We start from the raw sequence: 17,325 nt of genomic DNA, 5'->3' as shown, positions 1-17,325 counted from the left end.
CATGACCACCATGCCTTATTGCGACGCTTCCGGGATTGATGCTGTGACCCCTGAGTCACACCAGGTGAGCCAGGCCGCCGCGGCCCTTGCCCAGTTCATCAGCTGCCATCCGCGGCTGGTGGTGCTCAGCGGTGCCGGCGTCAGCACCGACAGCGGCATCCCCGATTACCGCGACCGCGGCGGGGCCTGGAAACGACCACCGCCGATGAATCATCAGGACTTCATGGCCAGCCATGCGGCACGGCAACGCTACTGGGCGCGCGCCCTAGTCGGCTTCCGCGCGCTTAGCGAGGCGCGCCCCGGCGCGGCTCACCGCGGCCTGGCGCTGCTCGAGCGGCGCGGGCGCCTCGACACCCTGATTACCCAGAACGTCGATGGCCTGCATCAGCGTGCTGGCAATCGGCGCGTTATCGACCTTCACGGCCGCGCCGAGATCGTACGCTGCATGAGTTGCGATGCGCGGCGTATGCGCCACGACCTGCACGCTGAATTGGCTGCCGCCAATCCCGACTGGCTGTCCGTCGAGGCGCGCGTCGGTCCCGACGGCGATGCCGACCTGGAGCGCGACTTCGGCGACTTTGAGGTGCCCGGCTGCTGGCGCTGCGGGCGCGGCATCTGGAAGCCCGACGTGGTGTTCTTCGGCGACCAGGTGCCGGCGGAACGCGTAACGGCCGCGCGTGCAGCGGTCTCGCGTGGCGATGCGCTGCTGGTGGTGGGCTCGTCGCTGATGGTCTATTCCGGCTACCGCTTCGCGCGCCAGGCGGCGGCCGAGGGCAAGCCGCTGGCCTGCCTCAACCTCGGTCATACCCGCGCCGATGCGCTCTATGCGCTCAAGCTCGAGACACCCATCGGTGCCACCCTCGAGGCGCTGCCGGAGCACCTCGAGGGCTGAGGCCGCTCAGCGTGGCGCCAGCGGGATCTCGATGCGCTGCTGGCCGAGCTGCGCGCCAGTCAAGGTGACCTGCTCACTGTTGCGATGAGTGACGCGGCCCGCCTCGCGAATCTCGGCGATCAGCGCATAGTCGCGCTCGGCGTCCAGGGCGCGGCCGTCGAACTGCAGGCTGATGTCCATCGGCGCATCGCTGACTCGGCTGGAGAGGGTCTCGGCGATCAGCTCACCGCGGGCGCCGTCGGCGTCGAGGGATTCGAGGGCCACGCGCAGGGCGGCATCGTCACCGGCCTCGAGCGGCGCCTCGGGCACCACGCGGGTGTCGAGGGTCGCAAAATCGGGGCGTCCGGCGCAGGCCGCCAGCAGCGCGACGGCGAGGCACAGCGCGGCGATGTGCCACAGGCGGCGAGGGCCAAGGGTGTCAACGGTCATGGGTGTCTCCTGGTCAGCCGCCGGCCAGCTTGACGCGATAGCCTTGGCGGGTGAGTGCATCACGCAGGGTGTCACGATGATCGCCCTGGATCTCGATGATGCCGTCCTTGACGGCGCCGCCGGTGCCGCAGCGTTTCTTGAGCGATTTGGCCAGCGCCTTGAGCTCGGTGTCGCCCAGCGGCACGCCGCTGATGGTGGTGACGCCCTTGCCCTTGCGGCCGCTGGTCTCGCGGCGGATGCGCACGACGCCGTCCAGCTCGGCCAGGCGTGCTTGCTCGGCCTGCGCTGCGCATGCGCAGTCGTCCAGCGGTGCCCGGCACTCGGGGCAAATATCGCCATGCTCAGTGGAGTAGACCAGCCCGCTGAGCTGGTCGCGAAGGGATGCCATGCTGATGCTCCTGCTCCGGGGTGTCCGAATGAGAGTGTCGGGCCATGATACCTGAGGGCCGCGACCCCCGGCAGGGGGCAAGTTATCCACTTCGCTGGCGACGCCGGGGTGTGGATAAGTCGCGCCAATCAGAGCGAGGCGGTCTCCGGCAGCAGCAGGCGGCCGACGATGGTCGGCAGCTGGTGCATGTTGCTGATACTGATGGCGCCGTCCGGGGTGGTTTCGACATCGGGGAAGCGGTTGAGATGTACCACCCGCATGCCGGCGGCCAGCGCCGCCTTGACGCCGACGATGGCATCGTCGATCGCCAGGCACTCCTCGGCGCGGTAGCCCATGATGCTGGCGGCGTGGATATAGAGGCAGGGGTCGGGCTTCCAGCACTTGGCGGTATAGCCGCTGAACAGGTTGTCGCCGAAGGCATCGGCCAGGCCGGTGGCACGCAGGCCGGCGCGGATCTTGGTTTCCGGCCCGTTGGAGACCACCGCACGGGGAAAGTCGGCGAGGGCATCGAGCGCTTCACGCACGCCCGGCAGCGGCAGCAGCTCGCTGTCGATGCGATCGGCGAGCTTGCGGCGCATCTCGCCCTCGGAGTGGCTCAAGCGTTGGGGGTCGATGGCACCGTGGCGACGCTGCAACTCGGCGACGATATTGGAGAAACGCGCGCCGCGGAATTCGCCCATGTAGTCGCTGGGCGAAAACGGCAGGCCCACCTGGGTGAGGCTTTCCGCCATTTCGGCGGCCAGCAGGGGTTCGCTGTCGACGAGAGTTCCGTCGCAGTCGAATAGCAGGCATCGAGGTATTGCCATTGCCAGACCTCTATCGGCGCAAGTCAAGGACTTATAGCCCTAGTGTTACAGATATCGGCGCATCACGCCTAATATTGAGGGCCAGTTTCCGCATTTTTTGAACACTGTTCGCCAACGCACAGTGTGCCGCTGCCGAGGTATCGCCCCGCGTGTCCCTCTCTGGCACACCCCGCTAGCGTGTCGAATCTGCCCCATGTGTCATATGTCGCCACTTCCAAGGCCGTGTCACGGCGCTGCATGGGTGTCAGTTGGTTCGCAGCAATTTATATAGATTATTGTTTTTATTCAGTTTTTTGTTTATGTGGCATGAGGTGGCATGGCCTCTGCAATATCTTGGGTGAGAGACGAACAACATCGAAGCGAGTCAGCATGATCGATTCGATACCTAGCAATAGGCAGTGCGTCTTCAAACTCAGCAAGCACTGAAGTCAAATGGAGGTGCGAGCATGATGTCCAAGGAATTTCTCAAAAAGATCGGTATTCTCGGCGTTTCTTTCGGCCTGATCGCCAGCCCGCTGGCCATGGCCGGCATGGACGACGAAGAGTATGAGCCGCAAGACCCGGCGCCGCAGGAAGAGCCTGCACCGGATGTTGATGGCAACGATGAGTTCGGTAGCACGGATTACGATACCGAATACGAGGATGAGGAAGAAGAGTTCACCTTCGATGACGAGGAAGAGAACGAAGAGGAAGAGTGGGAGACTCCTGAAGAGGACGACGAAGAGCAGACCTGGTAACAGCGGCTGACTCGGGCGCCCATGGAAGGGCGCCAGCGACCACAGGGATGCTTTGATTCAGACGTTATCGACAGCGTCACATGACGCGCCCCAATGGAGGATGTACGACATGATGTCCAAGGACTTTCTGAAGAAAATCGGTATTCTGGGTGTTTCGTTCGGCCTGATCGCCAGCCCGCTGGCCTTCGCCGACATGCATGAGGAAGAAGAGTACGAGCCGCAGGATCCGGCGCCGCAGGAAGAGACGGCACCTGATGTCGATGGTGGCGATGAATTCGGCACCAACGACGACGCGTTCGACACTGAGTACGAAGACGAGGAAGAAGAGTTCACCTTCGATGAAGAGGAGGAGAACGAAGAGGAGGAGTGGGAGACTCCTGACGAGGACGATGAAGAGCAGTCCTGGTAATTCCTGACCCGTTCCCTTGCAAGGTGATGCTGCCCAGGGATGGGCGGCGGGCTCACCCCCTCGAGCCCCAACGTGTCTCCACTGCACGTTGATCACAGCACTGCCGCTTCCGGCCACCCCCGGAAGCGGCCTTTTTTGCAAGGTTATGTCGGACTGACATGAGCCGCCCTCACCGGGGCGGCTTTTTCATGCTGGCCGTTCAGCCGGTGGTGCGGCGCGACGCCCAGGCGGCGTCGTTGACCAGGTTGATCGGCCGCTCGCCGTTGAGTGCCAGCGTCAGGTTGTCCACGGCACGCTGGGCCATGGCGGTGCGTGTCTCGTGGGTCGCCGAACCGATGTGCGGCAGCGCCACCACGTTGGCCAAGTGCGGTAGCGGCGAGTCGGCGGCCAGCGGCTCCTGCTCGAAGACATCCAGGCCGGCGCCGTGCAGCTGGCCACTCTGCAGCGCCTCGATCAGCGCCGCTTCGTCGACCACCTTGCCGCGGGCGATGTTGATGAAGATGGCGCCGGGCTTCATCAGGCCGAACTCGCGGGCGCCGATCAGCTTCTCGGTCTCGGCGCTGAGCGGCACCGTGATGCACACGAAGTCGGCCTCGGCCAGCAAGTCGTCCATCTCGCGGCGGCGAGCGCCCAATTCGGTCTCGAGCTGCGGCTTGGGCGAGGCATTGGAATAGAGAATCGGCATATTGAAGCCCAGCGCACCGCGCCGCGCGATGGCCGCACCGATCCGGCCCATGCCAACCATGCCCAGGGTCTTGCCGTGGACGTCGCTGCCGAACTGCGCCTCGCCGATGCTCTCCTGCCAGTCGCCGCGCTTGATGAAATCGGCCAGCTCCACCACTCGCCGCGCACTGGCCATGATCAGCGCGAAGGCGGTGTCGGCGGTGGTTTCGGTGAGCACGTCGGGGGTATTGCAGAGCAGGATGCCGCGTTCGGTAAGGGCCTCGACCGGGTAGTTGTCGTAGCCCACCGAGATGGTCGCCACCGCCTCGAGCTGGGGGGCGGTGTCGAGCAGTGCCGGCGTCAACGGCAGGCCGGCGCCGATCACGCCGTGGGCCTGACTTAGCGCCTCACGAAAGGCCGGATCGTCGGTGGTGGCGAGATCGGCGAAGTAGTCGACGTGAAAGTCGTGCCGCAGCGCCGCGAGCTGGCTGTCGCTGAGGCGCCGATAGGCGACGATACGCTTGTGCATGAGAGCCCCCTGTTGCGTTGATGAGATGCCGATCAAGAGACTAACACGCAAGGTGCATTTCTATGCGCTGCCGCCTGGACTAGTCTGAAATGGCGCCGCTCCCCGCGCGGACGCACCATCCCGATCATACAAGGAGATTACCGGATGCGATTGATACCCTGGTTGACCACCGTCGGCCTTACTGCCGCCCTGATGCTGGGCACCACCACCCTGGTGCACGCCGACGAAGCGATGAGCGATGCCGAGCTCGAGGAGGAGTACGGCATCAAGGCTGGCTCGCTGGTACGCGATGACGACGACGGCGAGGCGCGGGACGAGGACGCCTCGACCAACGACAGTGGCAACGACGAGGAAGAGGCTCCCGAGGCCGGCACCGGTGGCTCAGGCAGTGCGGAAGACGCCCACGACGGCAGCGAAGAGGAGTAGGACGCCGCCGAGAGTAGCGGCAGTGATAACGAGGACGCACGCTGTCTACGGCGTCTTGCCGAGTCGCTAACTTAGGCGTCTTACCGTTATCGTGATGGCTTGGACAAGTGCTCCCGGAGGATCAGAGCGGCGATAATGGTGGTGGCCAGCCCCGCGAGCAGAGCGGGAGGTGTCGACCATACGAAGGTTATCGGAATCAGCAGGGTGAAGAGGGCCGCCGCCGCCAGCCGAGATCGTGTGGCCGGGTAGCGGCGGTCGCTGGCGACCAGGCACAGCAAGGCAAGGAACAGGGCTAGCGAGCCGAGATAGAGCGCCGAGTAGAAAGGGTTGAGGTGACCACTGAACACGGACTCGAATAGTTTGGTCTTGGCCACCGCGGAAGTGATTAACACCAGTGCCAAGGGCAGGTGGGCGAAGAGCCAAGGTGCCGGATTGTCCTCGCAGAGTATGCGCGCCGCGGCGTTGTCGTTGTCGATGGCGGAGAAATAGAGCCACCAGAGGCCGAAGAAGGTGGCGATGGCTGGGGCAGAGAAGAGGGCGGTATCCAGTGACAGGGGCGGCGGCGACGCGACGGTGATGCTCTTGATGAAGGTCTCGCCCAGTACCAGGATGATCAGGGTGCCGAAGCGCTCGATCAGGTGGTGGGTATGTGCCGGGAAGCGCCGCAGCAGGGCGAGGAAGCGCGGTGCCATGGCGTTGTATGCTTCCCACAGGAAGGTGCTCACCCAGACCCAGGGTCGCCATTCCACCGGTAGCAACAGTGAGCCGGCCCAGAGCAGGGCGCCGGGCAGGTGGAAATGGGTGATATGGCGCAGCAGCAACTCGCGCTGGTCCGGCGCGTAGCGCAATGATCGCGCATACATGGCGACCATGGTGGCGCGGAAGCCGATATAGCAGATCACGAACTGGGTGCTGGTATCGCCGAAGGCCTCAGGCACGCTCAGCCCCATCCAGGCGATGAAGAAGAGTTGCACCAGCAACAGCAGGCGATGCACGACGTCGTCGACGGCGAAGCGGTTCATGTACCAGGCGACATTGGCCCAGACCCACCACAGCGGGGCGAACAGCACCAGTACCTGGAGAAAGCCTGCGGCGCTTAGATCATGACTCAGCTGATCACCGATCTGGATAAAGACGGCAACGAACACCAGGTCGTAGAAGAGCTCCAGCCAGGTGGGTTTGGCCGCCTCCGGCTCGGGTAGGCGGTGGCGCAGGCGCATCGAGGACCGTTCCTTGGCGTGATTACTGCCGGGAAGCGGGGCGAGTCGTGAAGCGCCGCCAGGCCCAAGCTGCCGCGAGAGCTGGAATGCCAAACAGGAAGAGGTGCACCAGTAACTCCTCGGCCAGGGAGTAACCGTGGGAGAGCCCCACGCCGAGGTTGACGGCACTGACCGCCAACCAGGTGGCGATAAAGCCCAGGGCGACGCGGGGGCGCCATGTCGGACGGCTCAGGGCCAGTGCCACGCCCAGCAGAAGCAGGCCGATAAGGATGAAAGCGAGGGTGCGCATGATTCGGGGGTCCTTGCTTTTGGAGTTGTCTTCCTAGTCTATAGCCTAGTCACCAAACGAGTAGGGGGAGAGGGCGAGGTGGGCGGACCCACCTCGCTCAGCCAAGGGCTATCGGGTGGTATAACCGCCGTTGGCGAAGATCGTCTGGCCAGTGATCCACCAGCCATCGGTGGCGAGGAAGCGCACGATGGGTTCGATGTCCTCGATCCTGGTCAGGTCACCATGCATGGCCTGAGACTTGTGGAAGGCGACGCGCTCCGGTGTCTCCTGGCCGTAGAAGAAGGGCGTGTCCATCGGTCCCGGTCCCACCGCGGTGACTGAGATGCCGCGAGGGCTGAACTCCTTGGCGGCGGCACGTGTGAAGTGCTCGACGGGCGACTTGCCGCCGGCATAGGTGGAGTAGCCATCGGTGAAAGCGGCCAGCAAGGAGGTGACGATGGTGATGATCTTGCCGTCGTCGTTGAGGGTTCGTCCCGCCTCCTTGATGAAGAAGTAGGCTGCCTTGGCGTTGATATCGAACATCGAGTCATACTCCTCCTCGGAAGTCTCGACGATCGGTTTGCGCAGCACCTTGCCGACGGTATTGACGGCGATATCGACCCTACCGAAGTGGGATTTCGCCGCTTCGAACAGTGCGGTGATATTGGTTGGCTGCGTCAAGTCACCCTGGAAGGCGAAGGCGTCGCTGCCGGCCTCCTGAACTGCCTGTACGGTGGCCTCGGCGTCAAGGCGGGTGGCGTCGCCATGATAGTGCACTGCGACCTTGGCCCCTGCTTCGCCCATCTTGCGGCTGATGAGTCCGCCCAGGTTCTTGGCGCCGGCGCCGACCACGACCACCTTGCCGTCGAGAGAATGTATGGTCATCTTTCTCATCTCCTTTCTGTACAGCGTCCCATGAAGGGACCGCTCCTGGTGAACAGGAAGGAGTATGGCAAGGGTGGCGCCGGAGATAATCACCGTTCCCTCGACAGCACTATCCCGTGATGGCGAACAGTGAGGCGATCAGGAGGAGAGAGCCAGGGGCGGGGAGAGCCCCTGAATCTCCTGGCTGAGCAAGGTTTCCACCCAGGCGATAAAGACACGCAGCAGGCGCGAGCGATGATGGCGGTGAGGGTAGAGGATGGTGAGCGGCATGGGAGCGGCCCGGTGATTGGGTAGCACCTCGACGAGGCGCTCCTCTCGCAGATGGTGTTGGACGTCGTAGGTCGGCACCTGGATCAGGCCGAGTCCTGCCAGACAGGCGGCGATATAGCTCTCCGCATTGTCCACGACGACTCGGCCCGGCAGGGAGAGCGTCCGTGACTCCCCCGCCTCTCGATATTCCCAGTCTTCGGCGATGCTGCCGAAGGGGGAGGCGTAGTGAATGGCCTGGTGCTGCCGCAGGTCGTCGAGGGTCGTTGGGGTGCCATGCCGGGCCAGGTAGCCGGGGCTGGCGCAGTTGATGAGAGGCAACTGGCCGAGTGGGCGGGCGATCAGGCTGGATTCGGCGAGCTCGCCGACGCGGATGGCGCAGTCCACGCCTTCGGCCACCAGGTTGACGGGGCGGTCGCTGGCGCCGATCTCGAGCTCGATGCCGGGATAGCGCGCGAAGAAGTCCGGCAGGGCGGGCACGATGATCAAGCGTGCGATGCGCCCGGGGGCCTCAATGCGTAGCCTGCCATGGAGCTGGGTATCATCCTGTTGGAACAGGCCCTCGAGCGCCTCCAGTTCCCCAAGGAGCCGCAGGGCCCTGTCATAGAGTTCCTGGCCGTCATGGGTCAGGGCGACATGGCGCGTCGTGCGGCTCAGCAGGCGTGTACCCAGCCGGGTCTCCAGTTCCCGGATGGCCGTCGAGACGGTGGAACGGGGCATCTGCAGGCTGGCTGCGGCCCTGGTGAAGCTGCGCATCTCGGCAACGCGCAGAAAGGTGCGAAGGGTGTCGATACGATCCATGGCGAAGTCCGGGGCAGGGTTGGCCGGCGCTGGCCGTTGAGGATCAGGGTGCCAGACTCGCTCAGTGCTGGGAACCGAGTGTGTCTGGTGGTCGCCCAAAGAAGTCGGGCGGCCACCAGGGCCGCCCGAACGTGTCTTGCAGGGTAAGGTGTGCGATGGGATTACCGCACCTTGGGATCCAGCTCGCCGCTGTCGTAGCGGCCGACCATGGCTTCGAGGCTGATCGGCTTGATGCGGCTGGCGTTGCCGGCGGTGCCGAAGGCCTCGTAGCGGGCAATGCACACCTCGCGCATGGCGCTGACAGTCTCCTTGAGGAACTTGCGCGGGTCGAACTCGGAGGGATTCTGGGCCAGGAAGCGACGCACTGCGCCGGTGGAGGCCAGGCGCAGGTCGGTATCGATATTGACCTTGCGCACGCCGTGCTTGATGCCCTCGACGATCTCTTCCACCGGCACGCCGTAGGTCTCGGGGATCTCGCCGCCGTACTCGTTGATGATGGCGAGCCACTCCTGGGGCACCGAGGAGGAGCCATGCATCACCAGGTGGGTGTCGGGGATGCGCGCGTGGATCTCCTTGATGCGCTGGATGGAGAGGGTGTCGCCGGTGGGCGGCCGGGTGAACTTGTAGGCGCCGTGGCTGGTGCCGATGGCGATGGCCAGGGCGTCGACCTGGGTGGCCTTGACGAAGGCGGCGGCCTCTTCCGGGTCGGTGAGCAGCTGCTCCATGTCGAGCTTGCCTTCGGCGCCGATGCCGTCTTCCTCGCCGGCCATGCCGGTTTCCAGGCTACCCAGGCAGCCCAGCTCGCCCTCTACCGAAACGCCGCAGGCGTGGGCCATCTCGACGGCACGACGGGTGACGTCGACGTTGTAGGCGTAGTCCATCGGAGTCTTGCCGTCTTCACCCAGCGAGCCGTCCATCATCACCGAGGAGAAGCCCAGCTGGATCGAGCGCTGGCACACCGCGGGGCTGGTGCCGTGGTCCTGGTGCATGACCACGGGGATATGCGGGAACTCCTCCACCGCGGCCAGGATCAGGTGGCGCAGGAAGGGCGCTCCGGCATATTTGCGGGCGCCGGCGGAGGCCTGCACGATGACCGGCGAATCGGTCTGGTCGGCGGCTTCCATGATGGCGCGCATCTGCTCGAGGTTGTTGACGTTGAAGGCCGGGATGCCGTAACCGCGCTCGGCGGCGTGGTCCAGCATCTGGCGCATGCTGATCAGTGCCATAGTGTGTCTCGACGTTATCGATGATGGCGGCGCGCCCAACCGGGCGCGCCGCCTGTAGGGTAAAGTGGGATGAGGCCTAGCGGGCTGCCTCGTAGGCGGCCTCCAGCGCCGCTACCGCCGGCAGGGTCTTGCCCTCGACGTACTCGAGGAAGGCGCCGCCGCCGGTGGAGATGTACGAGACCCGGTCGGCGATGGCGTACTTGTCGATGGCCGCCAGGGTGTCGCCGCCACCGGCGATGGAGAAGCCGTTGCTCTCGGCGATCGCCTGGGACAGCGCCTGAGTGCCGTGACCGAACTGGTCGATCTCGAATACGCCCACCGGGCCGTTCCATAGGATGGTGCCGGCGTTCTTGAGCAGGCCGGCGAGGCGCCCAGCGGTGTCGGGGCCGATATCCAGGATCATCTCGTCATCATTGACCTGGTCGACCGGCTTGGTCACCGCGGTGGCGCGCTCGGAGAACTCGGTGGCCACGACCACATCGGTGGGCAGCGGGATCTCGACCTTGGCCATCAGCGCCTTGGCCTGCTCGACGAGGTCGGCCTCATACAGCGACTTGCCGACGTTGTGGCCCGCCGCGGCGATGAAGGTGTTGGCGATACCGCCGCCGACGATCAGCTGGTCGCACTTCTCGGACAGTGCATTGAGCACCTCGAGCTTGGTGGAGACCTTGGAGCCGCCGACGATGGCAGCCATCGGCCTCTGGGGCGTGGCCAGGGCCTTCTCCAGGGCGTCGAGCTCACCGGCCAGCAGCGGTCCGGCGCAGGCGGTGGGGGCGAAGCGCGCCACACCGTGGGTCGAGGCCTGGGCGCGGTGGGCGGTGCCGAAGGCGTCCATCACGTAGATGTCGCACAGCGCGGCGTACTGCTTGGCCAGGGTCTCGTCGTCCTGCTTCTCGCCGACGTTGAAGCGCACGTTCTCGAGCAGCACTACCTCACCGTCGAGCAGGTCGAGGGAGACGTCGAGGTAGTCGTCGACCAGGCGCACCGGGTGGCCGAGCAGCTCGCCGAGGCGCTCTGCCACCGGCGCCAACGAGAACTCCTTGGCGGGTTCGCCCTCGGTGGGGCGCCCCAGGTGGCTCATCAGCATGACCTTGGCGCCGGCCTCGACGGCCGCCTGGATGGTCGGCAGGGCGGCGCGCAGGCGGGCGTCGCTGGACACGCGGCCATGCTTGACCGGTACGTTCAAGTCTTCGCGGATCAGCACTCGCTGGCTGGCGAGTGGCAGGTCGGTCATCTTGCGTACGTTCATCGCAGGAAAGTCCTCGCGTTGAGATGCCAGAAGGGAAACGGCGTCATGTCGACGACGCTGGCGGTGGGCCGAGGCGCGCCAGGCGACCGGCGACGTCGAGCATGCGATTGGCAAAGCCCCACTCGTTGTCGAACCAGCACAGCAGCTTGATCAGGCGGCCGCCGGCCACGCGGGTCTGGGTGGCATCCACGATACCCGAGCGTGGGTCGTGGTTGAAGTCGATGGAGGCCATCGGCTCCTCGGTAAAGCCCAGCAGTCCGCTCAGACGGCCGTGGCTGGCGTCGGCCAGCAGGGCGTTGACCTCGGCGGCGCTGGTGTCGCGATTGACGCTGATGGCCAGGTCCATGGCCGAGACGTTGATGGTCGGCACGCGCACGTGCAGGCACTCGAAGCGCTCCGCCAGGTGCGGCATCAGGCGATTGATGCCGCGTGCCAGGCTGGTGTCCACCGGCACGATCGACTGCATCGCCGAGCGCGTCAGGCGCAGGTCGGTCTGGTGGTAGGCGTCGATCACAGGCTGGTCGTTCATCGCCGAGTGGATGGTGGTGGTCACGCCGTGGGCGATGCCCAGTGCCTCGTCGAGAACGGTGAGTACCGGGATCAGGCAGTTGGTGGTACACGAGGCGGCGGAGACGATGCGCTGCTCGGCGGCCAGGACATGGTCGTTGATGCCGCACACGATGGTGGCGTCGACGTCGCTCTCGGCGGGCTGCGAGAACAGCAGCCGCCCGGCGCCGGCGGCCAGGTGACGTTCGGCCATGTGGCGCTCGCTGAAGCTGCCCGAGCACTCCAGCACCAGGTCGATGCCGAGCTCGCGCCACGGCAGCTGCTGTGGGTCGGCGGCGGAGACTACGCGGATCTCGCGCTCGTCGATCAGCAGCCGCTCGCCGCGGCGTGCCACGCGCCCCGGGAAGCGCCCGTGGGTGGTGTCGTAGCGGGTCAGGTAGGCGATGGTGTCGAGGTCGGAGAGCTCGTTGATCGCCACCACCTCGAGATCGTCGAGATCGCGGCGCTCATGCAGCGCGCGCAGCACGCACTGGCCGATACGGCCGTAACCATTGATGGCGATACGATGGGCCATGAAGGAGCTCGCAGGCGGTGGCTGACGTCGGGAAAGACGCGATTCTAGCGCATTTGTCCCTTACAGGCCCACTAGTCGCCAGGCCAGCGGCAGGAACAACGCGCTGAAGATGCCGGTGAGGCTCATGCCTAGCGAGGCGAAGGCGCCAGCGGTGGGACCCAGCTCGAAGGCGCGCACGGTGCCGATCACATGGCCGTTGACGCCGAGCACGAAGCCCAGCACCCGCGGATCCTGCAATCGCAGGCGGCGGGCCAGCAGGCCGACGCAGGCGGTAGTTACCACCCCGGTGATCAACAGGCCGCCCATCATCAGTGGGATCACCCCGCCGAGCTGCTCGGTGATACCGATGGCGATCGGCGCGGTGACCGACTTGGGCGCCAGCGAGGCGAGCACATCCGGCGAGGCGCCCAGCAGCCAGGCGATACCGACGGCGTAGAGTGCTGCCAGCATCGCCGCCGGCGGCAGGCTGATCAGCAGCGGCTTCCATACCGCGCGGATGCGCGGCAGCTGCTGATAAAGCGGCACGCCGAGCGCCACGGTGGCCGGGCCGAGCAGCAGCATCAGCCAGCCGGCGCCGGCGCGGTAGTCGGTGTAGTCGATGCCCAGCACTACCAGCGCGGTGGCCAGCAGCATGGCCGAGAACAGGATGCCCGGGCACCAGCTCGGCTTGCCGAGGCGGGCGAACAGCCAGCCACCGGCGAAGAACGCCGCCAGGGTCAGGCCGATGGCCAGCATCGGCGTGGCCAGCAGCTGTTCGCGCAGCCCGTCCCAGGCGCTATTCATCGGCTGTCTCCGGCGGCATGAAACGCAGCATCAACCACAGCGTGGTGGCGACGCTGGCCAGGGTGCCGAGCAGCAGCGCCGCGGCCACCGCCAGCCACTGGCCGGCGAATTCGTCGGCAATGAAGAAGATCCCCACCACGCCGGGCATGATCAGCATCGCCAGCACCGCGATCAGCGGCTGGCTGGCGGCCTGGATGTCGGGGCCGACCCGACCGCGCAGGGCCAGCCAGAGGGTCATCAGCAGCATGCCGACCACCCCCGGCGAGACCGACAGCGCCAGCGCCCAGACCAGCGCCTCACCGCACAGCAGAAAACCCACCAGCCACAGGAACCCGCGCAGTGCCGTCATAAGCATCCTTGGTCGTGTAAAAAATCGTTGGCAGGGGCTTGAAAGCCGCTCGAGCGCTCCTATTTTGCAGATTATCGGGGCCTTGTCACAGACGGGCTTCATTCCACAACCTGCCACACGTAGGAGGTGTTCGATATGTTCGGAGATCTCAAGCGTTTCGATACCGCGCCATCCCAGCGCCTGGACTGGTTCCGCCAGCTGATCGACGAGGTGTTTCCCGACGGGCGCGCCGCCGATATTCGCGCCGTGCCCCGCGGTAGCTTCCCGATGATCAACGTGGCACGCAGCGACGAGGCGGTACACGTCTACGTGTTCGCCGCGGGACTGGCGCCCGACGACCTGAGCATCGATATCCAGGACAACGTGCTGACCCTGCGCGGTCGTCGCGAGCCCGTTGCCGGCAACGATGAACAGAGCCGAGCCCGGCCAGTGTTCCGCCGCGAGCGGGCCTGCGGCGAGTTCGTGCGCGCGATTGCGCTACCCGATGGCCTGGACGCCGAACGCGCCGAGGCGCGCCACGCCAACGGGGTGTTCGAAGTCGTGCTGCCCAAGCGCGAGGAGCTGAAGGCACGGCGTATAGAGGTCCAGGTCGCATAAAGGGAACACTGGATGAATATCTGCGCGGGCGAATCACTGCGTTGCGCGGTGCGCGGAATCCTCACCTATACCCCATAGGCTCCGGTTCCTGTGCTCCGTGCGCCTTGTGCTTCATCCCGCTCGAGGATTCATTCAGCGCTCCCGAGATCGTGATATTGCCAACAGGAGGTGATAGATCATGAACGAGGTCGTACATCAACATCAGCAGAGCCAGCCCGAGACCCAGCGCAGCGATAGCCGCGAGCCGGTTGCGCTGCTACCAGCGGTGGATATCTTTGAACACGCCGATGCGCTTATGCTGATCGCCGATATGCCCGGGGTGACCCGCGATTCGCTGCACCTCGAGGTCGACAACAACGTGCTCAGCCTGGAGGGCGAGATACAGCTGAGCATGCCCGAGGGGCTGACGGCGCTGCATGCCGAAGTCAGCGGTCAGCGCTTCGCGCGGCGCTTCACGCTTAGCCATGAAGTCGAGAGCGAGGCGATCTCCGCGCGCATTGATAACGGCGTACTCAGCGTTACCCTGCCCAAGAAAGACAACCATCGGGTGCGTCGCATCGAGGTCAAGGCCGCCTGAGCGGCTGCCTCAGGGAGTGCCGCCCCTGCATCGGGGCGGCAATTCCTCTACGCTAAGGGGGTTGCTTCGCGCCACGCATATCGCACCCAACCCACTTCACGGACGTAGAGGATGACACCATGACGGATATTGCCGCCTTGCTAGGCCAAGACGCTGATTCCCTGCTTGGCCACACCTGCCAGGGCGTGCGCCGCGACAGCCTGCACCTGCCCGGCCCCGATTTCATCGACCGCGTGATGGCCGACAGCGACCGCAGCCCGGCGGTGCTGCGCAACCTGCAGGCCTTCTACGGCCACGGCCGGCTGGCGGGTACCGGCTACCTCAGTCTGCTACCGGTGGATCAGGGCATCGAGCACTCGGCGGGGGCCTCCTTCGCGCCCAATCCGCTCTATTTCGACCCGGCCAATATCGTCGAGCTAGCCATCCAGGGCGGCTGCAACGGCGTGGCCTCGACCCTGGGCGTGCTCTCCTCGGTGGCGCGGCGCTATGCCCACAAGATCCCGATGATGCTCAAGCTCAACCACAACGAGACCCTGAGCTACCCGGCAATCTACGACCAGACGCTGTTCGCCGAGGTCGAGCAGGCCCACGACATGGGCTGCGCGGCGGTCGGCGCGACCATCTACTTCGGCTCCCACGAGAGCCGCCGCCAGATCATGGAGATCAGCGAGGCCTTCGAGCGCGCCCACCAGTTGGGCATGGTCACGGTGCTGTGGGCCTACCTGCGCAACCCGGCTTTCAAGCACGACGGTACTGACTACCATGTCGCCGCCGACCTCACCAGCCAGGCCAACCACCTGGCGGCGACCCTCAAGGCCGACATCGTCAAGCAGAAGCTGCCCGAGACCAACGGCGGCTATCGCGCGGTGGGCTTCGGCCATACCCACGACAAGGTCTACGACGAGCTGACCAGCGATCACCCCATCGACCTGGCCCGCTACCAGGTGGCCAACTGCTTCATGGGCCGCGCCGGGCTGATCAACTCCGGGGGCGGCTCCAAGGGGCACTCCGACCTCGGCGAGGCGGTACGCACCGCGGTGATCAACAAGCGTGCCGGCGGCATGGGCCTGATCTCCGGACGCAAGGCGTTCCAGAAGCCGATGGCCGAGGGCGTGGCGCTACTCAACGCCATCCAGGACGTCTATCTCGACAAGAGCGTGACGGTGGCCTAGGCCGCGTTGATCGCCAGGCAAATAAAAGGGCACGACCGCCAGGTCGTGCCCTTTGCGTATGGGTATGCCCCTGCCAGCGATTAGCCCAGCAGTGTCTCGGCCTTGTCGACCAGGTTGTCGACAGTGAAGCCGAAGTGCGGGAACAGGTCGCCGGCGGGGGCCGACTCGCCGAAGGTGTGCATGCCGAGGATGTCGCCATCCAGGCCGACGTACTTGTACCAGTAGGCGTAGTGGCTGGCTTCGATGGCGATGCGCTTGGTCACGCTGCGCGGCAGCACCGACTCGCGGTAGTCGGCGTCCTGGGCGTCGAAGGTGCCGGTCGAGGGCATCGACACCACGCGCACCGCGCGGCCCTTGGCCGCCAGCTCGGCGGCGGCGTCCATGGCCAGGCCGACCTCGGAGCCGGTGGCGATCAGGATCAGCTCAGGGGTGCCCTGGCTGTCCTTGAGCACATAGCCGCCGCGCTGGATATTGGCCAGCTGCGCCTTGTCGCGCTGCTGGTGGGGCAGGTTCTGGCGCGACAGCACCAGCGCGGTGGGGCCGCTATGCCGCTTGAGGGCGGCATCCCAGGCGGCGGCGGTCTCCACCGCATCGGCGGGACGCCAGGTCGCCAGGTTGGGCGTCGAGCGCAGTGCCCCCAGCTGTTCGATGGGCTGGTGGGTGGGGCCATCCTCGCCCAGGCCGATGGAGTCGTGGGTGAAGACGTAGATCGCCCGCTGATTCATGATCGCCGCCATGCGCACGGCGTTGTGCATGTACTCCATGAAGGTCAGGAAGGTCGCGCCGTAGGGCACGAAGCCGCCGTGCACGGCGATGCCGTTCATGATCGCGCCCATGCCGAACTCGCGTACCCCGTAGTGCAGGTAGTTGCCGCCCGGCGCGTCCTTGGCGATCGCCTTGGCGCCGCTCCAGAAGGTCAGGTTGGAGGGCGCCAGATCGGCGCTGCCGCCGAGCAGCTCGGGCAGCTGCGGGCCGAGCTCGTTGAGGCAGGCCAGCGAGGCCTTGCGCGAGGCGATGCTCTCGGCCTTCTCCTGGGCCTGCTCGACCAGCGCTTCGCTGCCCAGGTCGCTGGGCAGCTCGCCCTTGAGGCGGCGCTTGAGTTCGGCGGCCTCGGCGGGGAAGGCCTCGGCGTAGCGCGCCAGGCGCGCCTCCCACGCCTGCTCCAGCTCGGCGCCGCGGGCCGTGGCATCCCAGCCCTGGTAGATCGCTTCCGGCACATGGAAGGGCGCATGCGGCCAGTCGAGCTGGACCCGCGCCGCGGCCACCTCCTCGTCGCCCAGGGCGGCGCCGTGGCACTCCTCCTTGCCCTGCTTGTTGGGCGCACCGAAGCCGATGATGGTCTTGCAGATGATCAGGCTCGGCTTGTCGTCGTGCTGCTTGGCCAGCTCGATGGCGGCCTGGATCTCCTCGGGCTTATGGCCGTCGACGTTGGGCACCACGTGCCAGCCGTAGGCCTCGAAGCGCTTGGCGGTATCGTCGGTGAACCAGCCTTTGACCTCGCCGTCGATGGAGATGCCGTTGTCGTCATAGAAGGCCACCAGCTTGCCCAGCCCCTGGGTGCCGGCCAATGA

The 17,325-nt window shown here is 65.7% G+C and carries 21 protein-coding genes; 7 read left to right on the top strand and 14 right to left on the bottom strand.

Features of this window, described 5'->3' with window-relative positions:
- The first annotated feature begins 34 nt into the window (after window positions 1-34).
- Complete coding sequence (locus CK498_RS07680) at window positions 35-892, top strand: NAD-dependent protein deacetylase (protein ID WP_407645838.1); 858 nt, start codon at window positions 35-37, stop codon at window positions 890-892.
- A gap of 6 nt (window positions 893-898) precedes the next feature.
- Here CK498_RS07680 and CK498_RS07675 read toward each other — a convergent pair whose 3' ends face one another.
- The 3 genes from CK498_RS07675 to CK498_RS07665 form a co-directional block, all read right to left on the bottom strand.
- Window positions 899-1,321, bottom strand: coding sequence for a YbaY family lipoprotein (locus CK498_RS07675; RefSeq protein WP_176475746.1), 423 nt, complete (start codon window positions 1,319-1,321; stop codon window positions 899-901).
- A 13-nt stretch (window positions 1,322-1,334) separates the two neighbouring features.
- On the bottom strand, window positions 1,335-1,709 hold the full coding sequence (locus tag CK498_RS07670; protein WP_095620297.1) for a translation initiation factor Sui1: 375 nt from the start codon (window positions 1,707-1,709) through the stop codon (window positions 1,335-1,337).
- A 128-nt stretch (window positions 1,710-1,837) separates the two neighbouring features.
- Entirely contained in the window at window positions 1,838-2,515 is a 678-nt protein-coding gene (locus CK498_RS07665; protein ID WP_095620296.1) for an HAD family hydrolase, read from the bottom strand.
- Between the two features lie 446 nt (window positions 2,516-2,961).
- On the opposite strand from CK498_RS07665, the gene CK498_RS07660 reads away from it, so the two are divergent.
- Both CK498_RS07660 and CK498_RS07655 read left to right on the top strand, forming a co-directional pair.
- Window positions 2,962-3,252, top strand: a complete 291-nt coding sequence (locus CK498_RS07660; RefSeq protein ID WP_095620295.1) for a hypothetical protein — start codon at window positions 2,962-2,964, stop codon at window positions 3,250-3,252.
- 109 nt (window positions 3,253-3,361) lie between these two features.
- On the top strand, window positions 3,362-3,661 hold the full coding sequence (locus tag CK498_RS07655; RefSeq protein ID WP_095620792.1) for a hypothetical protein: 300 nt from the start codon (window positions 3,362-3,364) through the stop codon (window positions 3,659-3,661).
- Between the two features lie 199 nt (window positions 3,662-3,860).
- Here CK498_RS07655 and CK498_RS07650 read toward each other — a convergent pair whose 3' ends face one another.
- Window positions 3,861-4,853, bottom strand: a complete 993-nt coding sequence (locus tag CK498_RS07650) for a 2-hydroxyacid dehydrogenase (protein ID WP_095620294.1) — start codon at window positions 4,851-4,853, stop codon at window positions 3,861-3,863.
- Window positions 4,854-4,997: 144 nt separating this feature from the next.
- On the opposite strand from CK498_RS07650, the gene CK498_RS07645 reads away from it, so the two are divergent.
- Window positions 4,998-5,279: a hypothetical protein gene (locus CK498_RS07645; RefSeq protein ID WP_095620293.1), complete on the top strand. Its 282-nt coding sequence runs from the start codon at window positions 4,998-5,000 to the stop codon at window positions 5,277-5,279.
- An 86-nt stretch (window positions 5,280-5,365) separates the two neighbouring features.
- On the opposite strand, the gene CK498_RS07640 is transcribed toward CK498_RS07645, so the two are convergent.
- The 9 genes from CK498_RS07640 to CK498_RS07600 form a co-directional block, all read right to left on the bottom strand.
- The gene (locus CK498_RS07640) at window positions 5,366-6,499 is read right to left on the bottom strand and encodes a low temperature requirement protein A (protein ID WP_095620292.1); all 1,134 of its coding nucleotides are present in this window, start codon (window positions 6,497-6,499) and stop codon (window positions 5,366-5,368) included.
- A 22-nt stretch (window positions 6,500-6,521) separates the two neighbouring features.
- Window positions 6,522-6,788, bottom strand: coding sequence for a hypothetical protein (locus CK498_RS07635; protein WP_095620291.1), 267 nt, complete (start codon window positions 6,786-6,788; stop codon window positions 6,522-6,524).
- A gap of 108 nt (window positions 6,789-6,896) precedes the next feature.
- Window positions 6,897-7,652: an SDR family oxidoreductase gene (locus CK498_RS07630; RefSeq protein ID WP_095620290.1), complete on the bottom strand. Its 756-nt coding sequence runs from the start codon at window positions 7,650-7,652 to the stop codon at window positions 6,897-6,899.
- Between the two features lie 138 nt (window positions 7,653-7,790).
- Window positions 7,791-8,720 (bottom strand): LysR family transcriptional regulator, encoded by a 930-nt coding sequence (locus CK498_RS07625; RefSeq protein WP_095620289.1) that lies wholly within the window; start codon window positions 8,718-8,720, stop codon window positions 7,791-7,793.
- 161 nt (window positions 8,721-8,881) lie between these two features.
- Window positions 8,882-9,946 (bottom strand): class II fructose-bisphosphate aldolase, encoded by a 1,065-nt coding sequence (gene fba / locus CK498_RS07620; protein ID WP_095620288.1) that lies wholly within the window; start codon window positions 9,944-9,946, stop codon window positions 8,882-8,884.
- 76 nt (window positions 9,947-10,022) lie between these two features.
- Window positions 10,023-11,195, bottom strand: a complete 1,173-nt coding sequence (locus tag CK498_RS07615; RefSeq protein ID WP_095620287.1) for a phosphoglycerate kinase — start codon at window positions 11,193-11,195, stop codon at window positions 10,023-10,025.
- 43 nt (window positions 11,196-11,238) lie between these two features.
- On the bottom strand, window positions 11,239-12,276 hold the full coding sequence (locus tag CK498_RS07610; protein ID WP_095620286.1) for a type I glyceraldehyde-3-phosphate dehydrogenase: 1,038 nt from the start codon (window positions 12,274-12,276) through the stop codon (window positions 11,239-11,241).
- A gap of 60 nt (window positions 12,277-12,336) precedes the next feature.
- A complete protein-coding gene (locus CK498_RS07605) occupies window positions 12,337-13,059 on the bottom strand; it encodes an LrgB family protein (protein ID WP_095620285.1) in 723 nt (240 codons plus the stop codon).
- Window positions 13,052-13,408 (bottom strand): CidA/LrgA family protein, encoded by a 357-nt coding sequence (locus CK498_RS07600; RefSeq protein WP_095620284.1) that lies wholly within the window; start codon window positions 13,406-13,408, stop codon window positions 13,052-13,054. The genes CK498_RS07605 and CK498_RS07600 overlap by 8 nt, the downstream gene beginning before the upstream one ends.
- 135 nt (window positions 13,409-13,543) lie before the next feature.
- On the opposite strand from CK498_RS07600, the gene CK498_RS07595 reads away from it, so the two are divergent.
- From CK498_RS07595 to CK498_RS07585, 3 genes are all read left to right on the top strand, one after another.
- Entirely contained in the window at window positions 13,544-14,005 is a 462-nt protein-coding gene (locus CK498_RS07595; protein WP_095620283.1) for an Hsp20/alpha crystallin family protein, read from the top strand.
- A 178-nt stretch (window positions 14,006-14,183) separates the two neighbouring features.
- Window positions 14,184-14,582 carry an Hsp20/alpha crystallin family protein gene (locus CK498_RS07590; protein WP_095620282.1) on the top strand — a complete coding sequence of 133 codons (399 nt, stop codon included), beginning with the start codon at window positions 14,184-14,186 and terminating at the stop codon, window positions 14,580-14,582.
- 119 nt (window positions 14,583-14,701) lie between these two features.
- A complete protein-coding gene (locus CK498_RS07585) occupies window positions 14,702-15,754 on the top strand; it encodes a class I fructose-bisphosphate aldolase (RefSeq protein ID WP_095620281.1) in 1,053 nt (350 codons plus the stop codon).
- Window positions 15,755-15,834: 80 nt separating this feature from the next.
- On the opposite strand, the gene CK498_RS07580 is transcribed toward CK498_RS07585, so the two are convergent.
- Window positions 15,835-17,325: transketolase family protein (locus tag CK498_RS07580; protein WP_095620280.1), on the bottom strand; the 1,491-nt coding region annotated here is incomplete at its 5' end.

Origin of the sequence: Halomonas salipaludis (genome assembly GCF_002286975.1) — a bacterium.
GTDB classification, from domain to species: domain Bacteria; phylum Pseudomonadota; class Gammaproteobacteria; order Pseudomonadales; family Halomonadaceae; genus Franzmannia; species Franzmannia salipaludis.
This window is presented reverse-complemented; position numbering and strand designations above follow the sequence as displayed.